This window comes from Mesorhizobium sp. J8 (assembly GCF_016591715.1).
In the GTDB taxonomy this organism is placed as follows: domain Bacteria; phylum Pseudomonadota; class Alphaproteobacteria; order Rhizobiales; family Rhizobiaceae; genus Mesorhizobium.
On record NZ_AP024109.1, the window covers coordinates 6519418 to 6540806 of the forward strand.

Annotated in this window: 24 protein-coding genes; 10 read left to right on the forward strand and 14 right to left on the reverse strand. The window is 66.0% G+C overall.

Annotated elements, in window-relative coordinates; all coding sequences use genetic code 11:
* Positions 1 to 4 precede the first annotated feature (4 nt).
* The 3 genes from MJ8_RS31195 to hemC all read right to left on the reverse strand — a co-directional run bounded on the left by MJ8_RS31195 (position 5) and on the right by hemC (position 3236).
* Positions 5 to 1492, reverse strand: coding sequence for a COG4223 family protein (locus MJ8_RS31195; RefSeq protein WP_201412364.1), 1488 nt, complete (start codon positions 1490 to 1492; stop codon positions 5 to 7).
* 105 nt (positions 1493 to 1597) lie between these two features.
* Positions 1598 to 2311, reverse strand: coding sequence for a uroporphyrinogen-III synthase (locus MJ8_RS31200; RefSeq protein ID WP_201412365.1), 714 nt, complete (start codon positions 2309 to 2311; stop codon positions 1598 to 1600).
* Between the two features lies 1 nt (position 2312).
* Positions 2313 to 3236 carry a hydroxymethylbilane synthase gene (gene hemC / locus MJ8_RS31205; protein ID WP_201412366.1) on the reverse strand — a complete coding sequence of 308 codons (924 nt, stop codon included), beginning with the start codon at positions 3234 to 3236 and terminating at the stop codon, positions 2313 to 2315.
* A gap of 101 nt (positions 3237 to 3337) precedes the next feature.
* On the opposite strand from hemC, the gene tsaD reads away from it, so the two are divergent.
* From tsaD to MJ8_RS31235, 6 genes are all read left to right on the forward strand, one after another.
* Positions 3338 to 4438, forward strand: a complete 1101-nt coding sequence (tsaD, locus tag MJ8_RS31210) for a tRNA (adenosine(37)-N6)-threonylcarbamoyltransferase complex transferase subunit TsaD (RefSeq protein ID WP_201415634.1) — start codon at positions 3338 to 3340, stop codon at positions 4436 to 4438.
* A complete protein-coding gene (locus MJ8_RS31215; protein WP_201412367.1) occupies positions 4435 to 5454 on the forward strand; it encodes an NAD(P)H-dependent glycerol-3-phosphate dehydrogenase in 1020 nt (339 codons plus the stop codon). The genes tsaD and MJ8_RS31215 overlap by 4 nt, the downstream gene beginning before the upstream one ends.
* A 17-nt stretch (positions 5455 to 5471) precedes the next feature.
* The gene (locus tag MJ8_RS31220; protein ID WP_140753950.1) at positions 5472 to 5768 is read left to right on the forward strand and encodes a YciI-like protein; all 297 of its coding nucleotides are present in this window, start codon (positions 5472 to 5474) and stop codon (positions 5766 to 5768) included.
* Positions 5769 to 5856: 88 nt separating this feature from the next.
* On the forward strand, positions 5857 to 6282 hold the full coding sequence (locus MJ8_RS31225) for an EVE domain-containing protein (RefSeq protein WP_201412368.1): 426 nt from the start codon (positions 5857 to 5859) through the stop codon (positions 6280 to 6282).
* Positions 6237 to 6935 carry a class I SAM-dependent methyltransferase gene (locus MJ8_RS31230; protein WP_201412369.1) on the forward strand — a complete coding sequence of 233 codons (699 nt, stop codon included), beginning with the start codon at positions 6237 to 6239 and terminating at the stop codon, positions 6933 to 6935. The genes MJ8_RS31225 and MJ8_RS31230 overlap by 46 nt, the downstream gene beginning before the upstream one ends.
* 51 nt (positions 6936 to 6986) lie before the next feature.
* Positions 6987 to 7412 carry a DUF1761 domain-containing protein gene (locus MJ8_RS31235; RefSeq protein ID WP_201412370.1) on the forward strand — a complete coding sequence of 142 codons (426 nt, stop codon included), beginning with the start codon at positions 6987 to 6989 and terminating at the stop codon, positions 7410 to 7412.
* A gap of 10 nt (positions 7413 to 7422) precedes the next feature.
* Here the strand turns inward: MJ8_RS31235 and gcvA are convergent, their stop codons facing one another.
* On the reverse strand, positions 7423 to 8343 hold the full coding sequence (gene gcvA, locus MJ8_RS31240; protein ID WP_201412371.1) for a transcriptional regulator GcvA: 921 nt from the start codon (positions 8341 to 8343) through the stop codon (positions 7423 to 7425).
* Between the two features lie 130 nt (positions 8344 to 8473).
* On the opposite strand from gcvA, the gene MJ8_RS31245 reads away from it, so the two are divergent.
* Positions 8474 to 8734, forward strand: a complete 261-nt coding sequence (locus MJ8_RS31245) for a hypothetical protein (protein WP_201412372.1) — start codon at positions 8474 to 8476, stop codon at positions 8732 to 8734.
* Positions 8735 to 8793: 59 nt separating this feature from the next.
* On the opposite strand, the gene MJ8_RS31250 is transcribed toward MJ8_RS31245, so the two are convergent.
* On the reverse strand, positions 8794 to 9327 hold the full coding sequence (locus MJ8_RS31250; protein WP_225248085.1) for a L,D-transpeptidase family protein: 534 nt from the start codon (positions 9325 to 9327) through the stop codon (positions 8794 to 8796).
* A 149-nt stretch (positions 9328 to 9476) separates the two neighbouring features.
* On the opposite strand from MJ8_RS31250, the gene MJ8_RS31255 reads away from it, so the two are divergent.
* Positions 9477 to 10160 carry a response regulator transcription factor gene (locus MJ8_RS31255; RefSeq protein WP_040991447.1) on the forward strand — a complete coding sequence of 228 codons (684 nt, stop codon included), beginning with the start codon at positions 9477 to 9479 and terminating at the stop codon, positions 10158 to 10160.
* A gap of 263 nt (positions 10161 to 10423) precedes the next feature.
* Positions 10424 to 10879, forward strand: a complete 456-nt coding sequence (locus MJ8_RS31260; protein WP_201412374.1) for a Crp/Fnr family transcriptional regulator — start codon at positions 10424 to 10426, stop codon at positions 10877 to 10879.
* Positions 10880 to 10988: 109 nt separating this feature from the next.
* Here MJ8_RS31260 and xth read toward each other — a convergent pair whose 3' ends face one another.
* The 7 genes from xth to tesB form a co-directional block, all read right to left on the reverse strand.
* Positions 10989 to 11795 (reverse strand): exodeoxyribonuclease III, encoded by an 807-nt coding sequence (gene xth, locus MJ8_RS31265; RefSeq protein WP_201412375.1) that lies wholly within the window; start codon positions 11793 to 11795, stop codon positions 10989 to 10991.
* A gap of 93 nt (positions 11796 to 11888) precedes the next feature.
* A complete protein-coding gene (locus MJ8_RS31270) occupies positions 11889 to 12566 on the reverse strand; it encodes an outer-membrane lipoprotein carrier protein LolA (RefSeq protein WP_127237421.1) in 678 nt (225 codons plus the stop codon).
* Between the two features lie 223 nt (positions 12567 to 12789).
* Positions 12790 to 15468 carry a DNA translocase FtsK gene (locus MJ8_RS31275; RefSeq protein ID WP_201412376.1) on the reverse strand — a complete coding sequence of 893 codons (2679 nt, stop codon included), beginning with the start codon at positions 15466 to 15468 and terminating at the stop codon, positions 12790 to 12792.
* Positions 15469 to 15676: 208 nt separating this feature from the next.
* Positions 15677 to 15952 (reverse strand): hypothetical protein, encoded by a 276-nt coding sequence (locus tag MJ8_RS31280; protein ID WP_201412377.1) that lies wholly within the window; start codon positions 15950 to 15952, stop codon positions 15677 to 15679.
* Positions 15953 to 16260: 308 nt separating this feature from the next.
* Entirely contained in the window at positions 16261 to 17589 is a 1329-nt protein-coding gene (locus MJ8_RS31285; protein ID WP_412177136.1) for an ammonium transporter, read from the reverse strand.
* A 49-nt stretch (positions 17590 to 17638) separates the two neighbouring features.
* Positions 17639 to 17977: a P-II family nitrogen regulator gene (locus MJ8_RS31290; protein ID WP_006327120.1), complete on the reverse strand. Its 339-nt coding sequence runs from the start codon at positions 17975 to 17977 to the stop codon at positions 17639 to 17641.
* A gap of 247 nt (positions 17978 to 18224) precedes the next feature.
* Positions 18225 to 19088, reverse strand: a complete 864-nt coding sequence (gene tesB / locus MJ8_RS31295; protein ID WP_201412379.1) for an acyl-CoA thioesterase II — start codon at positions 19086 to 19088, stop codon at positions 18225 to 18227.
* A 103-nt stretch (positions 19089 to 19191) separates the two neighbouring features.
* Between tesB and MJ8_RS31300 the strand changes: the two genes are divergently transcribed.
* Positions 19192 to 20469, forward strand: a complete 1278-nt coding sequence (locus MJ8_RS31300) for a ubiquinone biosynthesis hydroxylase (RefSeq protein WP_201415635.1) — start codon at positions 19192 to 19194, stop codon at positions 20467 to 20469.
* 164 nt (positions 20470 to 20633) lie between these two features.
* On the opposite strand, the gene MJ8_RS31305 is transcribed toward MJ8_RS31300, so the two are convergent.
* Positions 20634 to 20990, reverse strand: a complete 357-nt coding sequence (locus MJ8_RS31305; RefSeq protein WP_201412380.1) for a YciI family protein — start codon at positions 20988 to 20990, stop codon at positions 20634 to 20636.
* On the reverse strand, positions 20987 to 21211 hold the full coding sequence (locus tag MJ8_RS31310; protein ID WP_201412381.1) for a hypothetical protein: 225 nt from the start codon (positions 21209 to 21211) through the stop codon (positions 20987 to 20989). Before MJ8_RS31310 ends, MJ8_RS31305 begins: the two co-directional genes overlap by 4 nt.
* Between the last annotated feature and the right edge of the window lie 178 nt (positions 21212 to 21389).

The following is a 21389-nucleotide window of genomic DNA, read 5'->3' on the forward strand; positions in this document are numbered from 1 at the left end:
CTCCTTACGCCTTCGTCGCGCCGGCAATCAGCGCTTCGAGCTGCTTTTCGACCTCGAGCCGCGCCTTCAGTTTGCCGGCAAAGTCGGCGCCGGCCGCCTTCGCGGCATCTGGCAGCGTGTCATATTCGCTGAGCGCCTTGGCATAGTCGCCCTGGTTGACCGCCACTTCCATGCGGGCGACGGTTTCCGGCGCGCCCTTGCCTTCGATAGCACCGACGGGCCGCACCTTGACCAGCGATTCCGCGCTCGACAGCAGACTCCGGAAGAACCCGGCATTCTGGTCGGCAGGCCTTGCCGCCTCGACCATGGCGTTGGCGGCGGCATCGGCCTCCGAGGCGATGGTGGCGCGAGTCGGCACGCCCTTCTCGGCATAGGAGCGCAGCGCCGCGAGCTCGGGCGCGTCCGGCGCGATTGCCGCGAAAGTGTCGAGCTCGGTGGCGAAGGGCGCGCCGCGGTCAAGCGCCGACTTCAGCGCCGACGCCGCGATCGCCAGCGCGATCTTGGGCTGCGAGGCCTGCGCCTCGACCTTGCCGGAAAGCTGCGATACGGACTGCTCCAGCGCCGCCACCCGGCCATCCACGGCCTTGGCCGCGTCGCCAGTCGATTTCACTTGAGCGTCGAGCCCGGCGATCTTCTCGTTGAGCGGACCGAGATCGACGGGCGCGGCATTGCCGTTCTTCTGTAGGTCGGCGACGGTCGTCTCGATCTGGCCGACCTTGTCGCCGAGCGCCTTGAGCGCGACGCCGTCGCTGCTCTGCGCAGCCAAGGATTTCAGCGCCGCGATATCCGACTTCACCTGGTCGAGCGCCGAGGACAGGCCGTCGACCTTGGCCGACGCGCCTGTGTCGCCTTTTTCCTTCAGCGCCGCGATCTCGCTTTTCAGCGAGGCGATCTCGCCATTGACGCCGTCGAGCGATCCGCCGTTCGATCCCGGCGTGCCAATCAGCCCGACCGCCTGCAGCAGGCCGGCCCCGGCAAGCGCGATCACCCCGCCGACGACGCCGGCGGCGATGGCATTGACGCCGGCTTTGCGCGGCGGCTGCGGCACGCGATCCTCGCTCTTCGTATCGCCTGGTTTCGCTGCCGAGGCGTTGGCCCCGGGCGCGGATGCATCCTCGAAATTGTAGTCGAAGCCGCGCGGCTGGCTCTTCGCCGCATCGGAACCGCTGGGATAAGGCTTTTCCGGCTCGTCGTTGCCGGTCTGGGGCTTATCGGTATGGGGCTTGTCGGTCTCGGGCTTATCTGCCGCGGCCTGGGGGGCGTCGCTATGCTCCCACGGCTCGATATCGGCCTGCTCGGCATGGATCGGCTCGTCCGGCGCTTCCGGCTGCGAAGCGGCGGCGGCTTCTTCCGCCTTCGCCTCATCTGTCTGCGCGGCCTTGGCCTTCGCGGCATCCTCGCCGGTGATTCGCGAGACGGCGCCGGGCTCGAGTTCGATGGTCACCGGCTCGCGCCGGGTCTTCGAATGTCGCATCTTCGGCGTCTTGACCATGCTTGGGCTCCGCAAAATGGCTTGGAGATGGATCAATGGGTCCAGAGCGTCAGGATGCTCTAGCACATCACCAAGCGGTGAAAAGGGGCGGTGTGATGACGCGGCCTAGCGCGGTTGCGACAAAAGCGCGAGCAACGCCTCTTCCTCAGGCTGGGACGCGACGCGGATCCTGCTGCCGGCAACCCGTTCCATCGGTTCGGCGACACGGGCCGAAAGCGCCAGGAATTGCGTTCTTTCAAAGAGATGCCGCAGCGTCGGCCGCGCCATCAGGCCGACCAGCGCAGCACTTGCCTTGGCCGAATAAAGCAGCGCGGCGTCGATCGGCCGGCCCGACAGCCGGGCGACCACATCGGCATCGCCAGGATCGATCGCTGTTGTGTCGTAACTCTCGATTGCCTGGACATGCACGCCCGCCGCCCTCAGCCGCTGCTCGAACACGGGGAAGCGGACGCGGCCGCACAGATAGACGATTGTCTTGCCGGCAAGGTCGCGCGCGATGCCGTCGGCCAACGCCTGGGCGTCGCCTGGCCCCTCCGTGACGGCGAGAAATCCCGCCGCGCGGCAGGCCTCGGCCGTCCGTTTGCCGACAGCGCGGCAAGGCAGGCCCGCAAGCGCCGCGACCAGCGGTTTCGGCGCATGCCGCACCGCATTGGCGCTGGTGACAGCGACCGCGACGGCATCGCCGCCGATGCCCGCCTCGACCGGCAAGGCGCTCGTCTCGGTCAACGGCAGCACGACAGGCTGGAATCCCAGGGCTTCGAGGCGTCGTGCCGCGCGCGATGCGCCAGGCTCCGGCCTCGTCACCAGGACGCGGACCATGTCAGGCCCAGCCGTCGAAGAACTTAGCGCCGGCCCTGGCGCGAACCGTGCGCGCGGCGTCGAGGCCGATCTCCGCCGCGTCCGCCGCCTCGCCCTCCAGCCGCACCTCATGCGATTCCGTGCCGTCGGGCGAGATGATCAGCCCGACAAAGGACAGTCTTTCGCCCGCGACCGTCGCATGGCCGGCGATCGGCGTGCGGCAGGAGCCGTCGAGGGCGGCCAGGAAGGCGCGCTCGCAGGTGAGCGCCTGACCGGTCGGCACATGATGGATCGCCGCCAGCATTTTTTTGACGTCGCGGTCGCCGATGCGGGTTTCGATGCCGATCGCGCCCTGGCCCGGCGCCGGCGGAAAGTCCTCGAGCGTCATCAGGTCGGTGACGACATGTTCGAGCCCAAGCCGCTTCAGCCCGGCATAGGCCAGGATCGTGCCCTCGGCGACGCCTTCGTCCAGCTTTCGCAGCCTCGTCTGGACATTGCCGCGGAAGATCACCACCTCGAAATCCGGCCGCATGCGGCGAAGCAGCGCCTGGCGCCGCAGCGACGACGACCCGACCGTGGCGCCATGCGGCAAGTCGGCGATCCGCTTCACCTTCTTGCCGATGAAGGCGTCGCGCGCGTCCTCGCGCGGCAGGAAGGTGGCAAGCTCCAGCCCGTCGGGCAGCACCGTCGGCATGTCCTTCGACGAATGCACCGCGATGTCGATGCGGCCGTCGAGCAGCGCTTCCTCGATTTCCTTGGTGAACAGGCCCTTGCCGCCTGCTTCCGAGAGCGGCCGGTCCTGGATGCGGTCGCCGCTGGTCGAGATGGGCACCACCTCGAACGCCTGCTCGGGCAGGCCATGCGCCCGCATCAGCCGCGCCCGCGTCTCATGCGCCTGGGCCAGCGCCAGCGGGCTGCCGCGTGTTCCGATTTTCAAAGTTTGCATGGCGCGCGGTCCGTGATAACCCCCGGGCAGTTTCGAGATCTGCCGCGCTTGTCCTATCTAGTAAACGCCGGTCAGACAATCTTCGAGGACAGCGACAATTGATCCGGGTTCTGGGCATTGAGACGAGTTGCGACGAGACGGCGGCCAGCGTGGTGGCGCTGGACGGCGCTGCCGCGCCCGAAATCCTGTCCCCAAAGATCCTATCGAATGTCGTGCTGAGCCAGATCGAGGAGCACGCGGCCTTCGGCGGCGTCGTGCCGGAGATCGCCGCGCGCGCCCATGTCGAGGCGCTGGACGGGATTGTCGAGGCGGCGCTCGAAGACTCCAAGGTGTCGCTCGACGAGGTCGACGCGATTGCCGCGACAGCGGGGCCGGGCCTGGTCGGCGGGCTGATCGTCGGCCTGATGACGGCCAAGGCGATCGCGGCCGCCGCGAACAAGCCGCTGATCGCGATCAACCATCTCGAGGGCCACGCGCTGACGGCGCGGCTGACCGATGGTCTCGACTTCCCCTATCTTCTGCTGCTCGTCTCCGGCGGCCACACCCAGATCGTCGCGGTGCGCGGCGTCGGCGATTACCAGCGCTGGGCGACGACGATCGACGACGCGCTGGGCGAAGCCTTCGACAAGACCGCCAAGATGCTCGGCCTGCCCTATCCCGGCGGTCCGAATGTCGAGAAGGCGGCGGCCGGCGGCGATGCGAACCGCTTTGCCTTCCCGCGCCCGATGAAGGGCTCGGCGCAGCCCGACTTCTCCTTCTCCGGTTTGAAGACGGCGGTGCGCCAGGCGGCAACCGCGATCGCGCCGCTGAGCGACCAGGACGTTGCCGACATCTGCGCCTCCTTCCAGGCGGCGGTGGCGGACGCGCTGGGCGATCGCGTGGGCCGCGCGCTTGCCCGCTTCCGCCGCGAATTTCCCGGCCACGCAAAGCCGGCGCTGGTCGTCGCCGGCGGCGTCGCCGCCAACCGCGCCATCAAGGCGACGCTTGAGGCGCTTTGTTCCGGGGCGGGCTTCGCCTTCGTCGCCCCGCCGCAAAAACTCTGCACCGACAATGCGGCGATGATCGCCTGGGCCGGCATCGAGCGGCTGCGCGCCGGCATTGCCGACGAAAACACTGCCGATTTCGTGCCGCGCTCGCGCTGGCCGCTCGACAGCATTTCCGCGCCTTTGGTCGGCTCGGGCCGGCGCGGTGCCAAGGCATGAGCGCGAAGGGAGCGAGCGGCAGGAGCCCGGGCAGCGGCTGGCGCGTCGCGGTGCTAGGCGGCGGCGCCTGGGGCACGGCGCTGGCGCTGGCCATGCTGCGTGCCGGCCACGATGTCCGACTCTATGCGCGCGACACCGAAACCGTCGCCGCCATCACCCGGGGCGAGAACCCGCGCTATTTGCCCGGCATCGGCATCGAACCCGGCATCGCGGCCACCAGCGACATGGCCACGGCGCTCGGCGGCGCCGACTGCGTGCTCGCCGTGACGCCGGCGCAATCGCTGCGCGCTGTGCTCGCCCATGCCCGCAACCACGTTCCTGCGGGCGTGCCGCTGGTGCTCTGCGCCAAGGGCATCGAACGCGACACCGGCGCGCTGCTGTCGGCGATCGTCGAGGAGAGCCTGCCGGGCAATCCGGTCGCGGCGCTCTCCGGTCCGAGCTTTGCCAGCGACGTCGCGCGCGGCCTGCCGACGGCCGTGGTGGTCGCCGCCCGCGAGGCGGAACTGGCGGCCGAGCTTGCCGCCCGCTTCTCGGCCGAGAACTTGCGCTGCTATTCCAGCGACGACCTGATCGGCGTCGAGATCGGCGGCGCGCTGAAGAACGTCTTCGCCATCGCCGCCGGCGCGATCACCGGCGCCGGCCTCGGCGCCAGCGCCCAGGCCGCCATGGTGACGCGCGGCTTCGTCGAGCTGCGCCGCATCGGCGCCGCCTTCGGTGCGAAACCGGAGACGCTGATGGGGCTTTCCGGCCTCGGCGACCTCTTGCTTACCTGCTCCTCGGCGCAGTCGCGCAACTTCGCCTACGGCCTGGCGCTCGGCCAGGGCAAGCCGCTTGCCGGCCTGCCGCTGGCCGAAGGTGTGCCGACGGCGGGCATCGCCGCCCGCATCGCCGCCGAGCGTGGCATCGAGGCGCCGATCATTTCCGCCGTCGCCGCCATCCTCGACGGCAAGGTGACCATCGGCCAGGCGGTGACCGCGCTGATGACACGCCCGCTCAAGACCGAAACCGACATCTGAACCATCGGAGCTGAAAAATGCTGTTTGCGTTGATTTGCAAGGACAAGCCCGGCAGCCTGCAGCTGCGCGTCGACACGCGGCCGGCGCATGCGGCGTTCCTGGAAGGCCTGATCAGCGAAGGCAAGCTTGCCTTTGCCGGTCCCTTCCTCGACGCCGACGGCAAGCCGGACGGCAGCCTGGTGATGATCGACGCGCCGGACATGGCTGGGGCCCAAGCGCTCGCCGCCGCCGACCCCTACGCCAAGGCCGGCCTGTTCGAAAGCGTCCAGATCCGTCCGTGGAACTGGGTCTTCCAGAAGCCTGCCGGCGCGTGATCGTTCGCGGCTCTCGCCGCGGCGACGGCGAGAGAGTAAGCATAGACGGGAACGCCATGCGTGGCGGCAAAGCGATGGGACAAGAAATATGAACTACTGGCTGTTCAAGTCCGAACCTTCGGTCTTTTCCTTCGAGGCGCTGAAGGCCAAGGGCAAGGCCGGCACGCAATGGGACGGCGTGCGCAACTACGCCGCCCGCAACAACATGAAGGCGATGCGGATCGGCGATCTCGGCTTCTTCTATCATTCCAATGAGGGGCTCGACATCGTCGGCATCGCCGAGGTCTGCGCGCTGGCGCACCCCGATACGACGACCGACGATCCGCGCTGGGAATGCGTCGACATCCGCGCCTATAGGGACGTGCCGAAGCCGGTGACGCTGGAACAGGTCAAGGCCAACCCCAAGCTCGCCGAGATGGCGCTGGTGCGGCTCGGCCGGCTTTCCGTGCAGCCGGTGACGCCGGCCGAATGGAAAGAGGTCTGCCGCATGGCCGAGCTCAACCCGGCGCCGTGAAACGACTTACGCCGAAAAGCGCGAAGAACTTCATCCTCGACAACACGGCGCTGATGGCGCCGCCGCATGTGCCGGAAGTGCTTCTGCACCTTGCCGACGAGGCGCATGACCTGTGGCTGCGCACCGAGGAGGAGCTGGCCGAGATCGGCCTGCCGCCGCCCTTCTGGGCCTTCGCCTGGGCCGGCGGCCAGGGTCTCGCCCGCTATGTGCTCGACCACCCGGGGACCGTTCGCGGCAGGCGCGTGCTCGACTTCGCCTCCGGCTCGGGCCTCGTCGCCATCGCCGCGATCAAAGCGGGCGCGAAGCAGGTGATCGCCGCCGACATCGACCCGTTCTGCGAGACGGCGATCGCCATCAATCTCCAAGCCAACGGCGTTGAGGCGCAATTCCTCGGCACGGATTGCGTCGGCACCGACGATGGCTGGGACGTCGTTCTTGCCGGCGATGTCTTCTACGACAAGGCTTTCGCCGACAGGCTGCTGCCCTGGCTCGGGTCTCTGAAGGCGCGCGGAGCCGAGATCCTCGTCGGCGATCCCGGCCGCGCCTACCTGCCGAAGACCGGGCTGCAATCGCTTGCCGTCTACCAGGTTCCGGTGACGCGCGTGCTGGAGGATGCCGAGGTCAAGCGCACGACCGTCTGGCGCCTCGCTTGACGCGATCGCCGAACAAGCGTTCCATCGCGTGTCGATCTGGAGGGGGGAAGCATGGATTTTTCGGTCGTGAACTGGCTGGCGGTGATCCTCGCCGCCGTCGTCGCATGGTTGTTCGGCGCCGCCTGGTATATGAGCCTGAGCAAGCTCTGGCTGAAGGCGGCCAAGCTCGACCCGGCCACCATGCAGCGCTCGGTCGTTCCCTTCGTCGTCAGTTTCATCGCCGAGCTCATCATGGCGCTCGTCCTGACGCTGGTGGTGGGGGCGATCACCGGCGGCGAGCCGAACCCGGTCGCGGGATTGCTGTTCGGCTTCGTGCTTTGGCTGGGCTTCATCGCCACCACGCTTGCCGTCAACCACCGCTATGAAGGTTTCGGCTGGGCGCTCACCCTGATCGATGCCGGCCACTGGCTGGGGGTGATGCTGATCATCGGTGCCGTCATCGGCTGGTTCGGTGCGCCGGCGGCACCGGCGGGTTGATGACAGGTCTCTATGTCGGCGTTTTCGCCACCTCGTCCAGAAGCCATTCGCGGAAGGCGATGATCCGCGCGTCGTCCTTCGCCGCCTCGGGATAGACCAGGAAATAGGCGAATTCCGGCGCGACCCTGATGCCGAGCTCGAAGGGCCGCACCAGGCGCCCCTGCGAAAGATCGTTGGCCACCATGGCAAAGTCGGCAAGCGCCACCGCGTTGCCGTCGAGCGCCGCCTGGATGGCGTCGGTCGAGGATCCGAACACCAGCGTGCGACTGTCGTCGAAATCGTCGACGCCGGCCGCATGCATCCACATGCTCCAGTTCGGCCAGGTCACGCCCTGCCGCGACCATTCGATATGCGCGAGCGTGTGGTTGAAGAGGTCACGCGGCTCCTTCAGCGGCGGACCTGACGCCAGCAGCGCCGGGCTGCACACCGGGATGATGATGTTCTCGAACAGACGATGCGCGATGATCCCCGGATATTTGCCGGTGCCGAAGCGGATACCGATATCGACATCGTCGCGCTCGAAATCCCTGACGTCGTAGGTGATGTCGAAGCGCAATTCGACGCCTGGCTTCTGCTGGCGGAAGTCGTCGACGCGCCGCATCAGCCATTTCGTCGCGAACTGGGCGTCGAGCGTCACCTTCAGCAGCGCCGTGCCGCGCGTCATCTTGCGGGCGCGGCTGACGGCGCGATTCAGCAGGTCGAGCGCATCGACCGAGGCTTCCAGCAGCACATTGCCAGCCTCCGTCAGCCGGATGGTGCGGCTGGTACGCGTGAACAGCACCAGGTCGAGCTGATCCTCGATTTCCTTGATCTGGTGGCTGACCGCCGCCGGCGTCAGGCCGAGCTCGTCGGCCGCGCGGGTGAAGTTGAGATGCCTGGCGGCCGCCTCGAACGTCCTCAGCGCCCGCGTTCCCGGCAGCAGCTTGGACATGCGATCTCCAAATAAAACTTGATGATCAGAAAAGAACTACTCGTTTCCCGTTTGTTTTTCAATCCGGCATCATGGCTTCATCGAAACACCATCAAACCGGATTTGATATCCGGAGAACACGGATAGAACCATGTCTGAGATCGCCCTGAAGCCCTGTACTCCCCTGGAATCACCCTCGGGCCTGACCCTCAGGCTGCGTTCGGTGGGCGATTGGTTGCGCCAGGCTCGCGTCGCCGCCACCTTACCTGGGGAATCCCTCGAAGACCTTTCCGATCGCGACCTGCGCGACATCGGCGGGCGGCGCCGCGACATCACAAAGGCGCTGGACCGCGAGTTCCGCGAGATCGGACTGCTGGGGACAGGTTGGCAGAAACCGGGAAAGAGGCAGTAGGAATTAGGCAGTAGGCAATAGGGAAGGAAACCTATTGCCTATTGCCTATTGCCTATTGCCTACCTCACCACCTTCACCACCGTCCTGTCCGACAGCAACGGAAGCAGTCTCGCCATGGTCCGCGCCGTCACCGCCACGCAGCCTTGCGTCGGCGTGAAGCCCGGCCGCGCCAGATGGAAGAAGATCGCGCTGCCGCGCCCGCGCCGACGCGGCGCGATGTTCCAGTCGAGCACCAGGCAGACATCGTAGAGCCGGTCGTCGCGCTTCATCCGTTCATGGCTCGCGCCATAGGGGATCTTGACCGGACGGTTGTAGTTGCGGTCGTCCGGCACCTCGCACCAGCCGAGATCCGGACCGATCGGCGTCATCGGCAGCCTTGTCCGGCGTCCGCCCGGAAAATGATCGCCCCGGAAATAGCCCGACAGGATGCGCATCGACGCCAGTGGCGTCGCGCCGTCCCCTTCATGCTTGTTGGCGGTGATGCCGCTGCGCCCCAGCGCGCAGGGGAACACCGTTTTGCCGGCTTGCAGGAAGCCTTGCGCGGGGTTGCCGGGGCGCGCTCGCACCACCAAAACGCGCAAGCCTTTCGGCAAAAATGCGTCCGCCGCATTGCGAGCGCGTTTTTTCTTGTATGATCGTGCCACGGAACAAATCACTGTGATCGGCTGTTGCGCCGGTGAGCTTCCGCATAAATGGGGGGAGGTCAACTGAATATTCTTTTTAAAACAACGGATTGATATCCATGACATCACGCACCATTCTCATCGTCGATGACGACGACGACCTGCGCGCCACTCTGGTCGAGCAGCTGGCGCTTTACGAAGAATTCGACGTCCAGCAGGAATCGACCGCCGCAAAAGGCGTTGCCGCGGCGCGCGGCGGCGTCGTCGACCTGCTCATCATGGATGTCGGCCTGCCGGATATGGACGGCCGCGAGGCGGTGAAGATCCTGCGCAAGGGCGGCTACAAGGCGCCGATCATCATGCTGACGGGCCACGACACCGATTCGGACACGATTCTGGGTCTCGAGGCCGGCGCCAACGATTATGTGACCAAGCCTTTCCGCTTCGCCGTGCTGCTCGCGCGCATCCGCGCCCAGCTTCGTCAGCATGAGCAGAGCGAGGACGCGACCTTCTCGGTCGGCCCTTACACGTTCAAGCCTAGCCAGAAGCTCTTGATCGATCCGCGCGGCGCCAAGGTGCGGCTGACCGAGAAGGAAGCCTCGATCATCAAATATCTCTACCGCGCCGACCAGAAGGTGGTCACCCGCGACGTGCTGTTGGAAGAGGTCTGGGGCTACAATTCCGGCGTCACCACGCACACGCTGGAGACCCATGTCTATCGGTTGCGCCAGAAGATCGAGCGCGATCCTTCCAATGCCGAAATTCTTGTGACAGAAAGCGGCGGCTACAAGCTGGTTCCTTAAACATTTGATGATCTAGAACAATTCCAGAAATAGTACGAAACGGTCGGGCTTGGCGGCTTCGCCGTAGCCTTCCGTCCGGAATTGAGCCAAAAGAGTTAGAGCGGTCGGGCGGGACCGCTTCGGGTACGATCCTGGTGCTGGAGGGTGATGGATCGGCTCGTTGCACGCATCGTACGATGCATGGCGGAGCGTTTCTCGCGTGCCCAGGAGGGCGCGCCGCTCCAAAGGAGGGACTGGACTGACCGCTCGGGGACACAGCTAGGATGGCGCTGGATGACGACATCCTCATCCTGTCCGGTGTGAAGCTTTTCCAGGGCTTCACGCAGGAGCAATTGCGCCTGCTCGCCTTCGGCGCCGAGACCACCGTGCTGCAGGCCGACCATAAGCTCTATCGCGAGGACGACGTCGCCGACTCTGCCTACATCGTGGTCAGCGGCTTGATCACGCTCTATCGGGAGCTAGGCGGCGAACGCGTCCCGATCGGCACTGCGGGTCCCGGCACCATGCTGAGCGAACTCGCGCTGATCGCCGACACCAACCGGCTGACCAGCGCCTCCGCCGCAGTCGATTCGGAAGTGATCCGACTGAGCCGCAAGATGTTCCACCGGATCCTGGAAGAATATCCGGAGATCGCGGTTCTGTTGCATGAGCGCATCCTGGAGGAGTTCCAGCAGATGATCGCCCGCATCGAGGAATTGGCGCCGCGCTTTACGGGGTAGCGTGGTGGTCAGGCGTCGATCGGCGCGTTCGTCATCCTAGGGTCTGCGCGCCGCTACGCGTCGCTCCGCCCCAGGACGAATCTGAGAGGCGGGCGCCCGGGGCCGCGCGTCAATCCAGATCGAACCGCGCGATCACCGGCACATGGTCGGACGGCTTCTCCCAGCCGCGCGCCGCCCGCAGGATCTCGTAGCCTTTGAAAACCGGCACCAGGTTGGCCGAGGACCAGACATGGTCGAGGCGGCGGCCGCGATTCGACGCCTCCCAGTCCTTCGCGCGATAGCTCCACCAAGTGTAGAGCTTCTGCTCTGCCGGCACGTTGAGCCGCATCAGGTCGACCCAGCCGCCGGCCTCGCGCATCGCCTCGAAATTTGTCGTCTCGACAGGCGTGTGGCTGACGACGTTGAGCAACTGCTTGTGCGACCAGACGTCGTGCTCCTGCGGCGCGATGTTCAGGTCGCCGACGAGGATCGACGCTGAGGATTCGTCTCCGCTCGCCGGCACGGAGTTCATCTCGTAGACGAAATCAAGCTTGTGGCGGAATTTGCGGTTGATCTCCGGATCCGGCTCATCGCCGCCGGCCGGCACATAGAAGTTATGCACCAGCACCGATTTGCCGCCCGCCTGTATCCTGACCGACAGATGCCGGCTGTCGTCGATTTCGCAGAACCGCCGCTTCTCGACCAGTTCGATCGGCCGGCGGGCGACCGTGGCGACGCCGTGATAGCCCTTCTGGCCATGAAACAGAATGTGCTCATAGCCTGCCTTGCGGAACGCCTTTTCCGGGAAGAGCTCGTCCGGCACCTTGGTTTCCTGCAGGCAGAGCATATCGGGCGCGTGCTCCTTCAGCAGCCGCTCGACGATCGGCATGCGCAGGCGCACGGAGTTGATGTTCCAGGTGGCGATGGTGAAGGGCATTCAGGCGAGGTCCGGCAAAGGTCGCCGATCTAGTGCCAGCCGCGCGCCGGAAAGACAAGCTCGCCTAAAGCCCTCGGCCGCTTCCGTGCCGGTTTATCCGCCAGATCGCGTCCTGGAATTCAGCTCGCGGTTCGCCGTATAGTCGATTGCGAACGTGTCGGGCGGGAAGCTGACGCCTTCCTTGGTGTTGAAGATCATCACCGTGGTGTCCTTGCCTTGCGCATCGGTGATCGTCCACTGCCGCAGATCGTAGGTCTTCGGGTCGAACATCATTGTGATCATCGCATTGCCGAAGACCGACTTGTCGGAAAGCTTGATCGTGGTGAGGTCATCCTCTTCCTTGACCGCCTTGACGCGGCCGCCCGAGAGGTCGATCCGGTCGTCGAGCAGCAGCTTCAGCGGCGTCTTCGACAGCGGGTAGAGGTCGGAGGTGTTGAGCTTCTTGTTGAGGATCACCACCGACTTGCCGTCGGAGATGACGCGGAAGTTCGAGGAGCCGTCATAATTGAAGCGGATCTTGCCCGGACGCTCCAGGAAGAACTTGCCGCCGGTCTGCTCGCCTTTCGGCCCGAACTGGACGAACTCGCCGCTCATCGACTTCACCGAGGAGAAATGGTCGGCGATCTTCTGCGCCGCCGGCGGCACCGCGGCCTGCGCGGCGGCCACGAGCTGGTAGCCCGGCACGAGGTTGAGAGCGGCGGCTCCGCCAAGCATCAGGCCGAGGCCGAGAAGCTGGCGGCGGGTGAGGGCGAATTCGGTCTGGGTCTTCATGCCGGTCACTTCCTGTGATTCGTGTCGCCGCAGTTTCTGCACTTCCACTGGGGCCTAAGTTTGGCGGATGCGCGAGAGCTCCGCCGCAAAGGCGCGGACGACTGTCCCTCGCATGAACGCGCCAGACGATCTCCGGTTGCCTGCTGGCCCGGGCTGGCGTCTCGCCGGGCCAAGGTTTGTCGAGCTTCAGGTCAGGCTGGCCTCACCTGAAGTTCGACAGACCCTAGAATTTGTCGTCTTCGGTCGGGACCAAAATCTCGCGTTTGCCGGCATGATTGGCCGGGCCGACAATGCCTTCCTTCTCCATCTTCTCGATGATCGAGGCGGCGCGGTTGTAGCCGATGCCGAGCCGGCGCTGGATGTAGCTGGTCGAGGCCTTGCCGTCGCGCAGCACAACCGCCACCGCCTGGTCGTAGGGATCGTCGGAATCCTCGAAATTGCCGCCGCCACCGCCGCCGGAACCGCCCTTGCCGGACGGACCGTCCTCGTCCTCCTCCTCGTCGTCCTCGGTGATGGCGTCGAGATATTCCGGCACGCCCTGCAGCTTCAGGTGCCCGACGACCTTCTCGACCTCGTCGTCGGAGACGAACGGGCCGTGGACGCGCTGGATACGGCCGCCGCCGGCCATGTAGAGCATGTCGCCCATGCCGAGCAGCTGCTCGGCGCCCTGCTCGCCAAGGATGGTGCGGCTGTCGATCTTCGACGTCACCTGGAAGGAGATGCGGGTCGGGAAATTGGCCTTGATCGTGCCGGTGATGACGTCGACCGACGGGCGTTGCGTCGCCATGATGACATGGATGCCGGCGGCGCGCGCCATCTGCGCCAGGCGCTGCACCGCGCCTTCGATGTCCTTGCCGGCCACCATCATCAGGTCGGCCATCTCGTCGATGATGACCACGATATAGGGCATCGGCTCGAGGTCGAGGTCCTCGGTCTCGTAGATCGCCTCGCCGGTCTGGCGGTCGAAGCCGGTCTGCACCGTGCGCGAGATCTTCTCGCCCTTTTTCTCCGCTTGCTGGACGCGCGCGTTGAAACCGTCGATGTTGCGCACGCCGACCTTGGACATCTTGCGGTAGCGGTCCTCCATCTCGCGCACGGTCCATTTCAGCGCGACGACCGCCTTTTTCGGATCGGTGACGACAGGCGTCAAAAGATGCGGGATGCCGTCATAGACCGAGAGCTCGAGCATCTTCGGGTCGATCATGATCAGCCGGCATTCCTGCGGCGTCATCCGGTAGAGCAGCGACAGGATCATGGTGTTGATGGCGACCGACTTGCCCGAGCCGGTGGTGCCGGCGACCAGCACGTGCGGCATCTTGGCGATGTCGACGATGACCGCCTCGCCATTGATGGTCTTGCCGAGCGCCAGCGCGAGCTTGGCCTTGGTCGTCTCGAAATCGCGGCTCGCCATGATTTCGCGCAGATAGACCGTCTCGCGCTTGGCGTTTGGCAATTCGATGCCGATGGCGTTGCGGCCGGGCACGACCGCGACGCGGCAGGCGATCGCGCTCATCGAGCGCGCGATGTCGTCGGAGAGGCCGATGACGCGCGAGGACTTGATGCCGGGCGCGGGCTCCAGCTCGTAGAGCGTGACGACCGGGCCGGGGCGGACATGGATGATCTCGCCCTTGACGCCGAAATCCTCCAGCACGCCTTCGAGCAGCCGCGCGTTCTGCTCCAGCGCGTCCTTCGACAGGCTCGGGTCCTTGGCGACGTTCTTCGGCTCGGACAGAAAATGCAGCGACGGCATCTCGAACGTGTCGGAACCGATGAGGGAGGTCTGCGCCTCGCGCTGGACGCGGGCGCCCGGCACCGGTCGCGCCGCCGGCGCCTCGACGCGGGTCGCGGCATCTGAGCGGAAGTTCCGCACCTTGGCCGCCGGCGCGCCGCGGCGCTGGGCAGGCGCCTCGTCGTCGAAATCGTCGAGGTCGACGTCTTCGTCCTGCTCGTCGTCGAATATATCCTGGTCGGCCGGATCGACCGAGGCGCTGCGGTCGTTGACCATGGCGGCGAAGAATTCCGGCTCGACGCGGGCACGACCGCCCGGGCTCATCCGGCTTTCGGCGAATTCGGCCGATTCGACCCGCTCGGCGGCGCGCCGCCAGGCGCTGGCCTTGGGCTCCATCGGCGGCTCGAACTCATCACGCTCCCGCCTGCGCCGCTCGGCGCGGCGGTGCAGGAAGGCGCGGAACGACAGCCACCAATGGGTGAGGGCGCCGAGCGCGAGGATCCCCTCGTCGCCTTCGTCCTCATCCTCGTCGAACAGCATCTCGTCCTGCTCGCGCGGATCGGGCGCGGCGGCGCGCTCCATCACGGCAAAGCCGTTCTTGCGGGCGATCAGCGCCGAGCCATAGGCGAACAGCCACAAGGTCGGCGCGGCGAGGATGACCGCTATGATCGTCGCGAAAAGGCCTTTCGGGTAGCCGCCGACGGCGATGCCCGGGATCTTCAGCACCATGTCGCCGAACACGCCGCCGAGCCCGGTCGGCAGCGGCCAGGTGTTGGGCGGCGTCACGCAGCCGGCGATGGCCGCGGCCAAGAGCGCGAAGCCGAACCAGGCGAAGCCGCGCTTCGGCAGTTTGTCGACGCCGCGCGCGGTGAACAGGAGAAAGCCCCAGATCACCGCCGGCACCAGCCCCGCGACCGCGGCAAGGCCGAAGAACTGCATAGCAAGGTCGGCGAACACCGCGCCGGCATAGCCCATGGCGTTGGTGACGACGTTGCTGGTGGCGTGCGAGAAGCTCGGATCGGCGACGTTCCATGTGGCCAGAGCCGCGATGCCGAAGGCGGTGAACAGGAACAGCCCGGCGCCGACCAGCCGCCCGACCTGGCGTCGCGCGAATGCCTGGATGCCGTGCCCCGTATCGGTCAGCGCGAGCGGTGCTGAGGCGCCTGAACGCATGCTCTTCCCCGTGATCGTTGCCTGGCCGGGCGCATGGCGCATTCCGGCAGATTCGAGCGTCAGACTATCGGGGGGAAGGTTAAGGCCGCATTAACCATGGGTCTTTACCGGGCTTCGGCTCGAACAAAGATGGCAGGCCTCGCGACCCGCCATCCTTTGCCTGAAACGGCGAAGTGATCGGGCTCCTTGCGGACCCGACCTGCCGCAGTCACCTTCTGCCGGCGTAGGTTACGAGATTGGCGCAGAACTCGGCGTGAGGCTTGCTCATCGCCGCGTCCTGGCATTCCTTCATCATCATGTCCTGCTTGTCCTTGGGCATCGCAGCCCAGGCCGCCTTGAAGTCGGCCTCGGACTTCATGGTCTTCATGCTGGAGTCGGTGAAGAACGGGGCCATGTTGGCCGGCTCATCGAGAGCACCGGCAAGTGCAACGCCGCTGATCATCGAAAGAGCCATCGCTCCCAGGAAGATATTCTTGATGTTCATCAGGTGGTTCCTTCCCTCTTGTTTGGCGGACGCCTTGATGACGCTCGCAGTCCAGGTACGGAACCTCGCAGGCCGATGTTTCATGCAGGCGAGATCAAGTGAACGTGATCGAAAAGGCGAGGATGGCCCCCTGACAAAAAGGAGGCCCGGAAGTGTTCCGGGCCTCAAGGCGTGAGCCCCTTTCGAGAGCGTCACGACGGGATCTTGGGAGGAATTCCGGGCCGGCGGGAGGAGGATCCGCCGGCCCTTGGCGCAATTCCGAACGGTCCCGGTCCGGAATTGCGCCGAAGCAGAGAGCGAAATGAGCCTTACGGCACCACCTCGCCGTGCTGGGTGACGTCGAGACCTTCGACCTCTTCCTGGGTCGACGGACGCAGGCCGACCAGCGCCTTCACGATGTAGAGGATCACGAAGGTGGCGATCGCCGTCCACAGGATAGTGAAGACGATGCCGTAGAGCTGCTTGCCGACGGAGGCGTCCTTGCCGAGCGCGTTGATCGCCGGATCGGCGAGCGCGCCGGTGAGCAGGGCGCCGACCACGCCGCCGACGCCGTGCACGCCGAAGGCATCGAGCGAGTCGTCATAGCCCATCGCATGCTTGAGCTTGACCGCCGACAGGTAGCAGACGACGCCCGCGATGATGCCGACGATGAAGGCGCCGGTCGGGTTGACGAAGCCGGAAGCCGGCGTCACGGCGACCAGGCCGGCGACGGCGCCCGAGATGATGCCGAGAACCGAAGGCTTCTTGGCGACGATCCATTCGGCGAACATCCAGGCCAGCGCCGCCGCCGCGGTGGCGACCTGCGTGTTCATCATGGCGGCACCCGCAAGCCCGTCGGCCGCCAGTTCCGAACCGGCGTTGAAGCCGAACCAGCCGACCCACAGCAGCGAGGCGCCGATCACCGAGTAGACCAGGTTGTGCGGCGCCATGTTGGTGGTGCCGTAGCCTTCGCGCTTGCCCAGCACCAGCGCGCAGACCAGGCCCGCGACACCGGCATTGATGTGGACGACCGTGCCGCCGGCGAAGTCGAGCACGCCGGCCGAGCCGAGGAAGCCGCCGCCCCACACCCAGTGCGCGATCGGCGCATAGACGAAGACCAGCCACAGGCCCATGAAGATCAGCAGCGCCGAGAACTTCATGCGCTCGGCGAAGGCGCCGGCGATCAGCGCCGGGGTGATGATGGCGAAGGTCATCTGGAACATCGAGAACACGAATTCAGGGATGTTCGCCACGCCCGGCGCCCAAAGCGTCGCGGTGGTGATGCCGTGATGGAAGAATTTCGTGAAGCCACCGAGATAGGCGTTCGTGGCGCCGCCGTCGGAGAAGGCGAGCGAATAGCCGAACATGAACCACAGCACGGTCACCAGGCAGGTGATGGCGAAGCTCTGCATGATGGTGGCGAGCACGTTCTTCTTGCGCACCATGCCGCCGTAGAACAGCGCCAGGCCGGGGATGGTCATCATCAGCACAAGCGCCGTCGAGGTCAGCATCCACGCGGTGTTGCCGGTGTCGAGCGCGGGCGCCGGCGTGGCGGGCGCGGCAGCGGTGGCTGCCGGGGCGGCCTCCTGCGCGATGGCGGCGACGGTGCTCATGGCCACGAGTGCCAGCGAAGCGGCCGCGCGTCCCGTCGTCTTCAAGGGGGAAGGTATGTTCATTGAACTCTCCGTTGGAATGGATGGTCGCCGCTTAGAGCGCGTCGGTGTCTGTTTCGCCGGTGCGGATGCGCACCGCCTGGTCGATGCCGAAGACGAAAATCTTGCCGTCGCCGATCTGGCCGGTCTTGGCGGCCGCGGTAATGGCTTCGACGGCCTTGTCGACCATGTCGGCGCCGACGGCGACCTCGATCTTGATCTTGGGCAGGAAGCTGACCGCGTATTCCGCGCCGCGATAGATTTCCGTGTGCCCCTTCTGACGCCCGTAGCCTTTGACTTCGGTGACGGTCAGGCCCTGGATGCCGACGGCGGTGAGCGCTTCGCGCACCTCGTCGAGCTTGAACGGCTTGATGATTGCCATCACGATTTTCATAAGGTTTCACCCTTTGCTGTTGCGGTCCCCCGCGTTTGCACACCTTCACCGATCCCGAGGAGCCGGAGAGTGCACGACAGGATTCAAGCTCCGTGCCAATTGCCGAAGCAGGGTGTTAACCTGTTGTAAACAAAGGGGATGGCCGGCCGGTGCACATCATTCGCGCACGGCTTGGCAGGTATCAAAGCCTAAAAAGTGGGCAGAAAATCAAAAATGCGCGTTTTGCAGGCAAACAAGGGAAGCCGGCTCAACGTTTGAGCCGGATGAGCCCTTCCTGAGCGACGGAGGCGATCAGCGTTCCGTCGCGCGCGAACAGCGAGCCGCGGGTGAAACCGCGCGACCCTTGCGTCGACGGGCTGTCCTGGTTGTAGAGGATCCAGTCGTCAAGCGAATGGGCGCGGTGGAACCACATGGCGTGATCGAGGCTGGCGGCCTGGATGTCGCGGTCGAAGATGGCGCGGCCATGCGCGAAGGTCGAGGTGTCGAGCAGCGTCATGTCCGAGAGATAGGCGAGCACGGCCGCCTGCGTCGCGCGGTTTTCAGGCACCGGGCCGGTGGTGCGGATCCAGATGTTCTGCTGCGGCTCCAGCTTCTCGCGGCTGGTATAGTGCTTCAGCATCACCGGCTTCATCTCGATCGGCCGGTCGCGCTCCCAGTAACGCCTGATGCCTTCCGGCACCGCCTCGCCGAACTTGCCGAGTAGCTCGCGCTGGGTGAGCAGCGTGTCCGGCGCCGGCACGTCGCGCGGCATCGGCAGCTGGTGCTCGAGCCCGACCTCGTCCTGCTGGAAGGACGCCTCCAGCGAGAAGATCGCCTGTCCGTGCTGGATCGCCACGACCCGGCGCGTGGTGAAGGAGCCGCCGTCGCGGATGCGGTCGACCTCGTAGACGATGGGCAGCTTGGTGTCGCCAGGCCGCATGAAATAGCCGTGCAGCGAATGCACGTGGCGTTCCGGCTCCACGGTGCGCTGGGCAGCGACCAGGGCCTGCGCGATGGTCTGGCCGCCGAAGACGCGCTGCCAGTCGACCTTGGGGCTGCGACCACGATACAGATTGTGTTCGAGCTGCTCGAGGTCGAGAATGTCCAGAAGCTCGTCCATGGCCGCGGTCATGTTTGAAATCCTTCAAGGATGTGCCATGGCCGGTTTCGGACAGGACGCGCAGGCAGTCAAGGCCGCAGACGGCGGCCGGCCGAAGCCGCGAAAGGATAATGCCATGGTCGATCGCAAGCCGAAGGAAGCGGAAGCGAACGGGAGCCGCGAGGCGCCGCTCGACGTGCTCATCGCCGGCGCCGGCTATGTCGGCCTCACCGCCGCCGTGTCGCTGAAGCAGGCGCGCCCTAGCCTCGCCATCGCCATCGTCGATGCGGCCCCCGCCGGCGTCTGGCGGAAGGACGGCCGCGCCTCGGCCATCGCGGCGGCCGCCAGCCGCATGCTGGAGCAGCTCGGCGTCTGGGAGGAGATCGCGCCCGAAGCGCAGGCGATCACCGAAATGATCATCACCGATTCGCGCGCCGCCGACCCGGTGCGTCCGGTGTTCCTGACCTTCGACGGCGAGGTGGCGCCCGGCGAGCCTTTCGCCCACATGGTCGCCAACCGCGACCTGAACGGCGCGCTGCGCCGCCGCGCCGAAAAGCTCGGCATCGACATCATAGAGGGCATGGCGGTCAGCGCCTTCGACGCGAATGGCGCCGGCATCACCGTGCATCTGGCCGACGGCGCGACGCTCAGGGCGCGGCTGCTGGTTGCCGCCGACGGCGTCAATTCGAAGCTGCGCGACATGGCCGGCATCAAGACGGTGAAGTGGGAATACGGCCAGTCCGGCATCGTCTGCACGGTTGCGCATGAGCGCCCGCACAACGGCCGCGCCGAGGAGCATTTCCTCCCCGCCGGCCCCTTCGCCACGCTGCCGCTGAAGCCGGACAAGGACGGCACCAACCGTTCGTCGATCGTCTGGGTGGAGCGCACGGAAGATGCCAAGGCGCTGGTCGAGGGCGACGAGTTCGTCTTCGAGCACGATTTGGAGCAGCGCTTCGGCCTGAAGCTCGGCGAGATCCGCGTCGCCGACAAGCCGCGTGCCTGGCCGCTCGGCCTGACGCTCGCCCGCGCCTTCGTCGCGCCGCGCATCGCGCTCGCCGGCGACGCCGCGCACGGCATCCACCCGATTGCCGGCCAGGGCCTCAATCTCGGCTTCAAGGATGTCGCGGCGCTCGCCGAAGTGGTGGTGGAGGCCGACCGGCTCGGCCAGGATATCGGCGCCCTAGACGTGCTCGAGCGTTACCAGCAATGGCGCCGCTTCGACACGCTGCAGATGGGCGTCACCACCGACGTCCTGAACCGGCTGTTCTCCAACGACATCGGCCCGCTGCGCGCCGCGCGCGATCTCGGCCTCGGCCTGGTCGAGCGCATGCCGAAACTCAAGGATTTCTTCATCCGTCAGGCCTCGGGCCTCTCCGGCGACACGCCAAGGCTGTTGAAGGGCGAGGCGATCTGAACGATTTGCTGATTGGCGCACGCCTCTCAACTTCGTCGGGCGGAGCGACGCGAAGCGGAGCGCAGACCCGGGGATCCATTTCGTGACCTTGATCGCAGGGCGCAGAATTCTGCGCCGCCGCGGTTCTGCATCCTGAGCAGGTCGTCGCGCTTGTGCGACACGCGTCATGACCCTGGTATGTCGTAGATCGCCCTGACCTCGACGGTGCCGAGCTCGGCCAAGGGAACGCGGTCGGCGATCGCCAGCGCCTCGTCGAGATCCGCCGCCTCGACCATGAGGAAGCCCAGCAATTGCTCCTTGGTTTCGGCGAAGGGGCCGTCGGTCACCAGCCGCTTGCCCTTGCGCCGCCTGAGCGACTTCGACATCTTCACCGGCTGCAGCGCCTGAGCGACGATCAGCTTGCCCTGCCTTTCCAGTTCCCTGTCATAGGCCAGCGAGTCGGCATCGAGCTTGGCCGATTCCTGCGGGCTGAGCGCGAAGAGGTCCTTTTCCTGGCCGTAGACCAGCAGCACATATCTCATTTCGATCTTCCTTGTTGCGATGAACCATAAGATCCGGCCCGGACGGTGTCAGCCGCGCCTCTGGCTGCCCCGTGGTCGAGAAGGCACGCGGCGACCCCGATGACGGCAACCGCCACCAAAAGCCGGCCGAAGCCCGATGGCGGCAAATCCAGCCAGAAGTCTTCCTTGCGCCGCGGCTTGCCGCCTGAACGTTGCCACACCGAGAAAAACAGGTTGTCCATGCGAGCCTCCATCCGGCCGTCAAGTCGTGGCCGCCCGCAGGACGCTCCGGCCCGATCGAAGCCGACATTTTTGCACGCACCTTTCTTTGAGATTTTTTTTGACGCCTGGAGCCGGATGGTCTTCCGCCGCACCCGCGCTATAGTCTTCGGGAACGTCGGCGCCCGCCGGCGAAAACCC

Excerpts from the sequence above, each read along its gene's own strand:
- MJ8_RS31195 (WP_201412364.1), bottom strand. The coding sequence starts at position 1,492 with ATGGTCAAGACGCCGAAGATGCGACATTCGAAGACCCGGCGCGAGCCG.
- MJ8_RS31200 (WP_201412365.1), bottom strand. The coding sequence starts at position 2,311 with ATGGTCCGCGTCCTGGTGACGAGGCCGGAGCCTGGCGCATCGCGCGCG.
- hemC (WP_201412366.1), bottom strand. The coding sequence starts at position 3,236 with ATGCAAACTTTGAAAATCGGAACACGCGGCAGCCCGCTGGCGCTGGCC.
- MJ8_RS31215 (WP_201412367.1), top strand. The coding sequence starts at position 4,435 with ATGAGCGCGAAGGGAGCGAGCGGCAGGAGCCCGGGCAGCGGCTGGCGC.
- MJ8_RS31220 (WP_140753950.1), top strand. The coding sequence starts at position 5,472 with ATGCTGTTTGCGTTGATTTGCAAGGACAAGCCCGGCAGCCTGCAGCTG.
- MJ8_RS31225 (WP_201412368.1), top strand. The coding sequence starts at position 5,857 with ATGAACTACTGGCTGTTCAAGTCCGAACCTTCGGTCTTTTCCTTCGAG.
- MJ8_RS31230 (WP_201412369.1), top strand. The coding sequence starts at position 6,237 with ATGGAAAGAGGTCTGCCGCATGGCCGAGCTCAACCCGGCGCCGTGAAA.
- MJ8_RS31235 (WP_201412370.1), top strand. The coding sequence starts at position 6,987 with ATGGATTTTTCGGTCGTGAACTGGCTGGCGGTGATCCTCGCCGCCGTC.
- gcvA (WP_201412371.1), bottom strand. The coding sequence starts at position 8,343 with ATGTCCAAGCTGCTGCCGGGAACGCGGGCGCTGAGGACGTTCGAGGCG.
- MJ8_RS31245 (WP_201412372.1), top strand. The coding sequence starts at position 8,474 with ATGTCTGAGATCGCCCTGAAGCCCTGTACTCCCCTGGAATCACCCTCG.
- MJ8_RS31255 (WP_040991447.1), top strand. The coding sequence starts at position 9,477 with ATGACATCACGCACCATTCTCATCGTCGATGACGACGACGACCTGCGC.
- MJ8_RS31260 (WP_201412374.1), top strand. The coding sequence starts at position 10,424 with ATGGCGCTGGATGACGACATCCTCATCCTGTCCGGTGTGAAGCTTTTC.
- xth (WP_201412375.1), bottom strand. The coding sequence starts at position 11,795 with ATGCCCTTCACCATCGCCACCTGGAACATCAACTCCGTGCGCCTGCGC.
- MJ8_RS31270 (WP_127237421.1), bottom strand. The coding sequence starts at position 12,566 with ATGAAGACCCAGACCGAATTCGCCCTCACCCGCCGCCAGCTTCTCGGC.
- MJ8_RS31275 (WP_201412376.1), bottom strand. The coding sequence starts at position 15,468 with ATGCGTTCAGGCGCCTCAGCACCGCTCGCGCTGACCGATACGGGGCAC.
- MJ8_RS31280 (WP_201412377.1), bottom strand. The coding sequence starts at position 15,952 with ATGAACATCAAGAATATCTTCCTGGGAGCGATGGCTCTTTCGATGATC.
- MJ8_RS31290 (WP_006327120.1), bottom strand. The coding sequence starts at position 17,977 with ATGAAAATCGTGATGGCAATCATCAAGCCGTTCAAGCTCGACGAGGTG.
- tesB (WP_201412379.1), bottom strand. The coding sequence starts at position 19,088 with ATGACCGCGGCCATGGACGAGCTTCTGGACATTCTCGACCTCGAGCAG.
- MJ8_RS31300 (WP_201415635.1), top strand. The coding sequence starts at position 19,192 with ATGGTCGATCGCAAGCCGAAGGAAGCGGAAGCGAACGGGAGCCGCGAG.
- MJ8_RS31305 (WP_201412380.1), bottom strand. The coding sequence starts at position 20,990 with ATGAGATATGTGCTGCTGGTCTACGGCCAGGAAAAGGACCTCTTCGCG.
- MJ8_RS31310 (WP_201412381.1), bottom strand. The coding sequence starts at position 21,211 with ATGGACAACCTGTTTTTCTCGGTGTGGCAACGTTCAGGCGGCAAGCCG.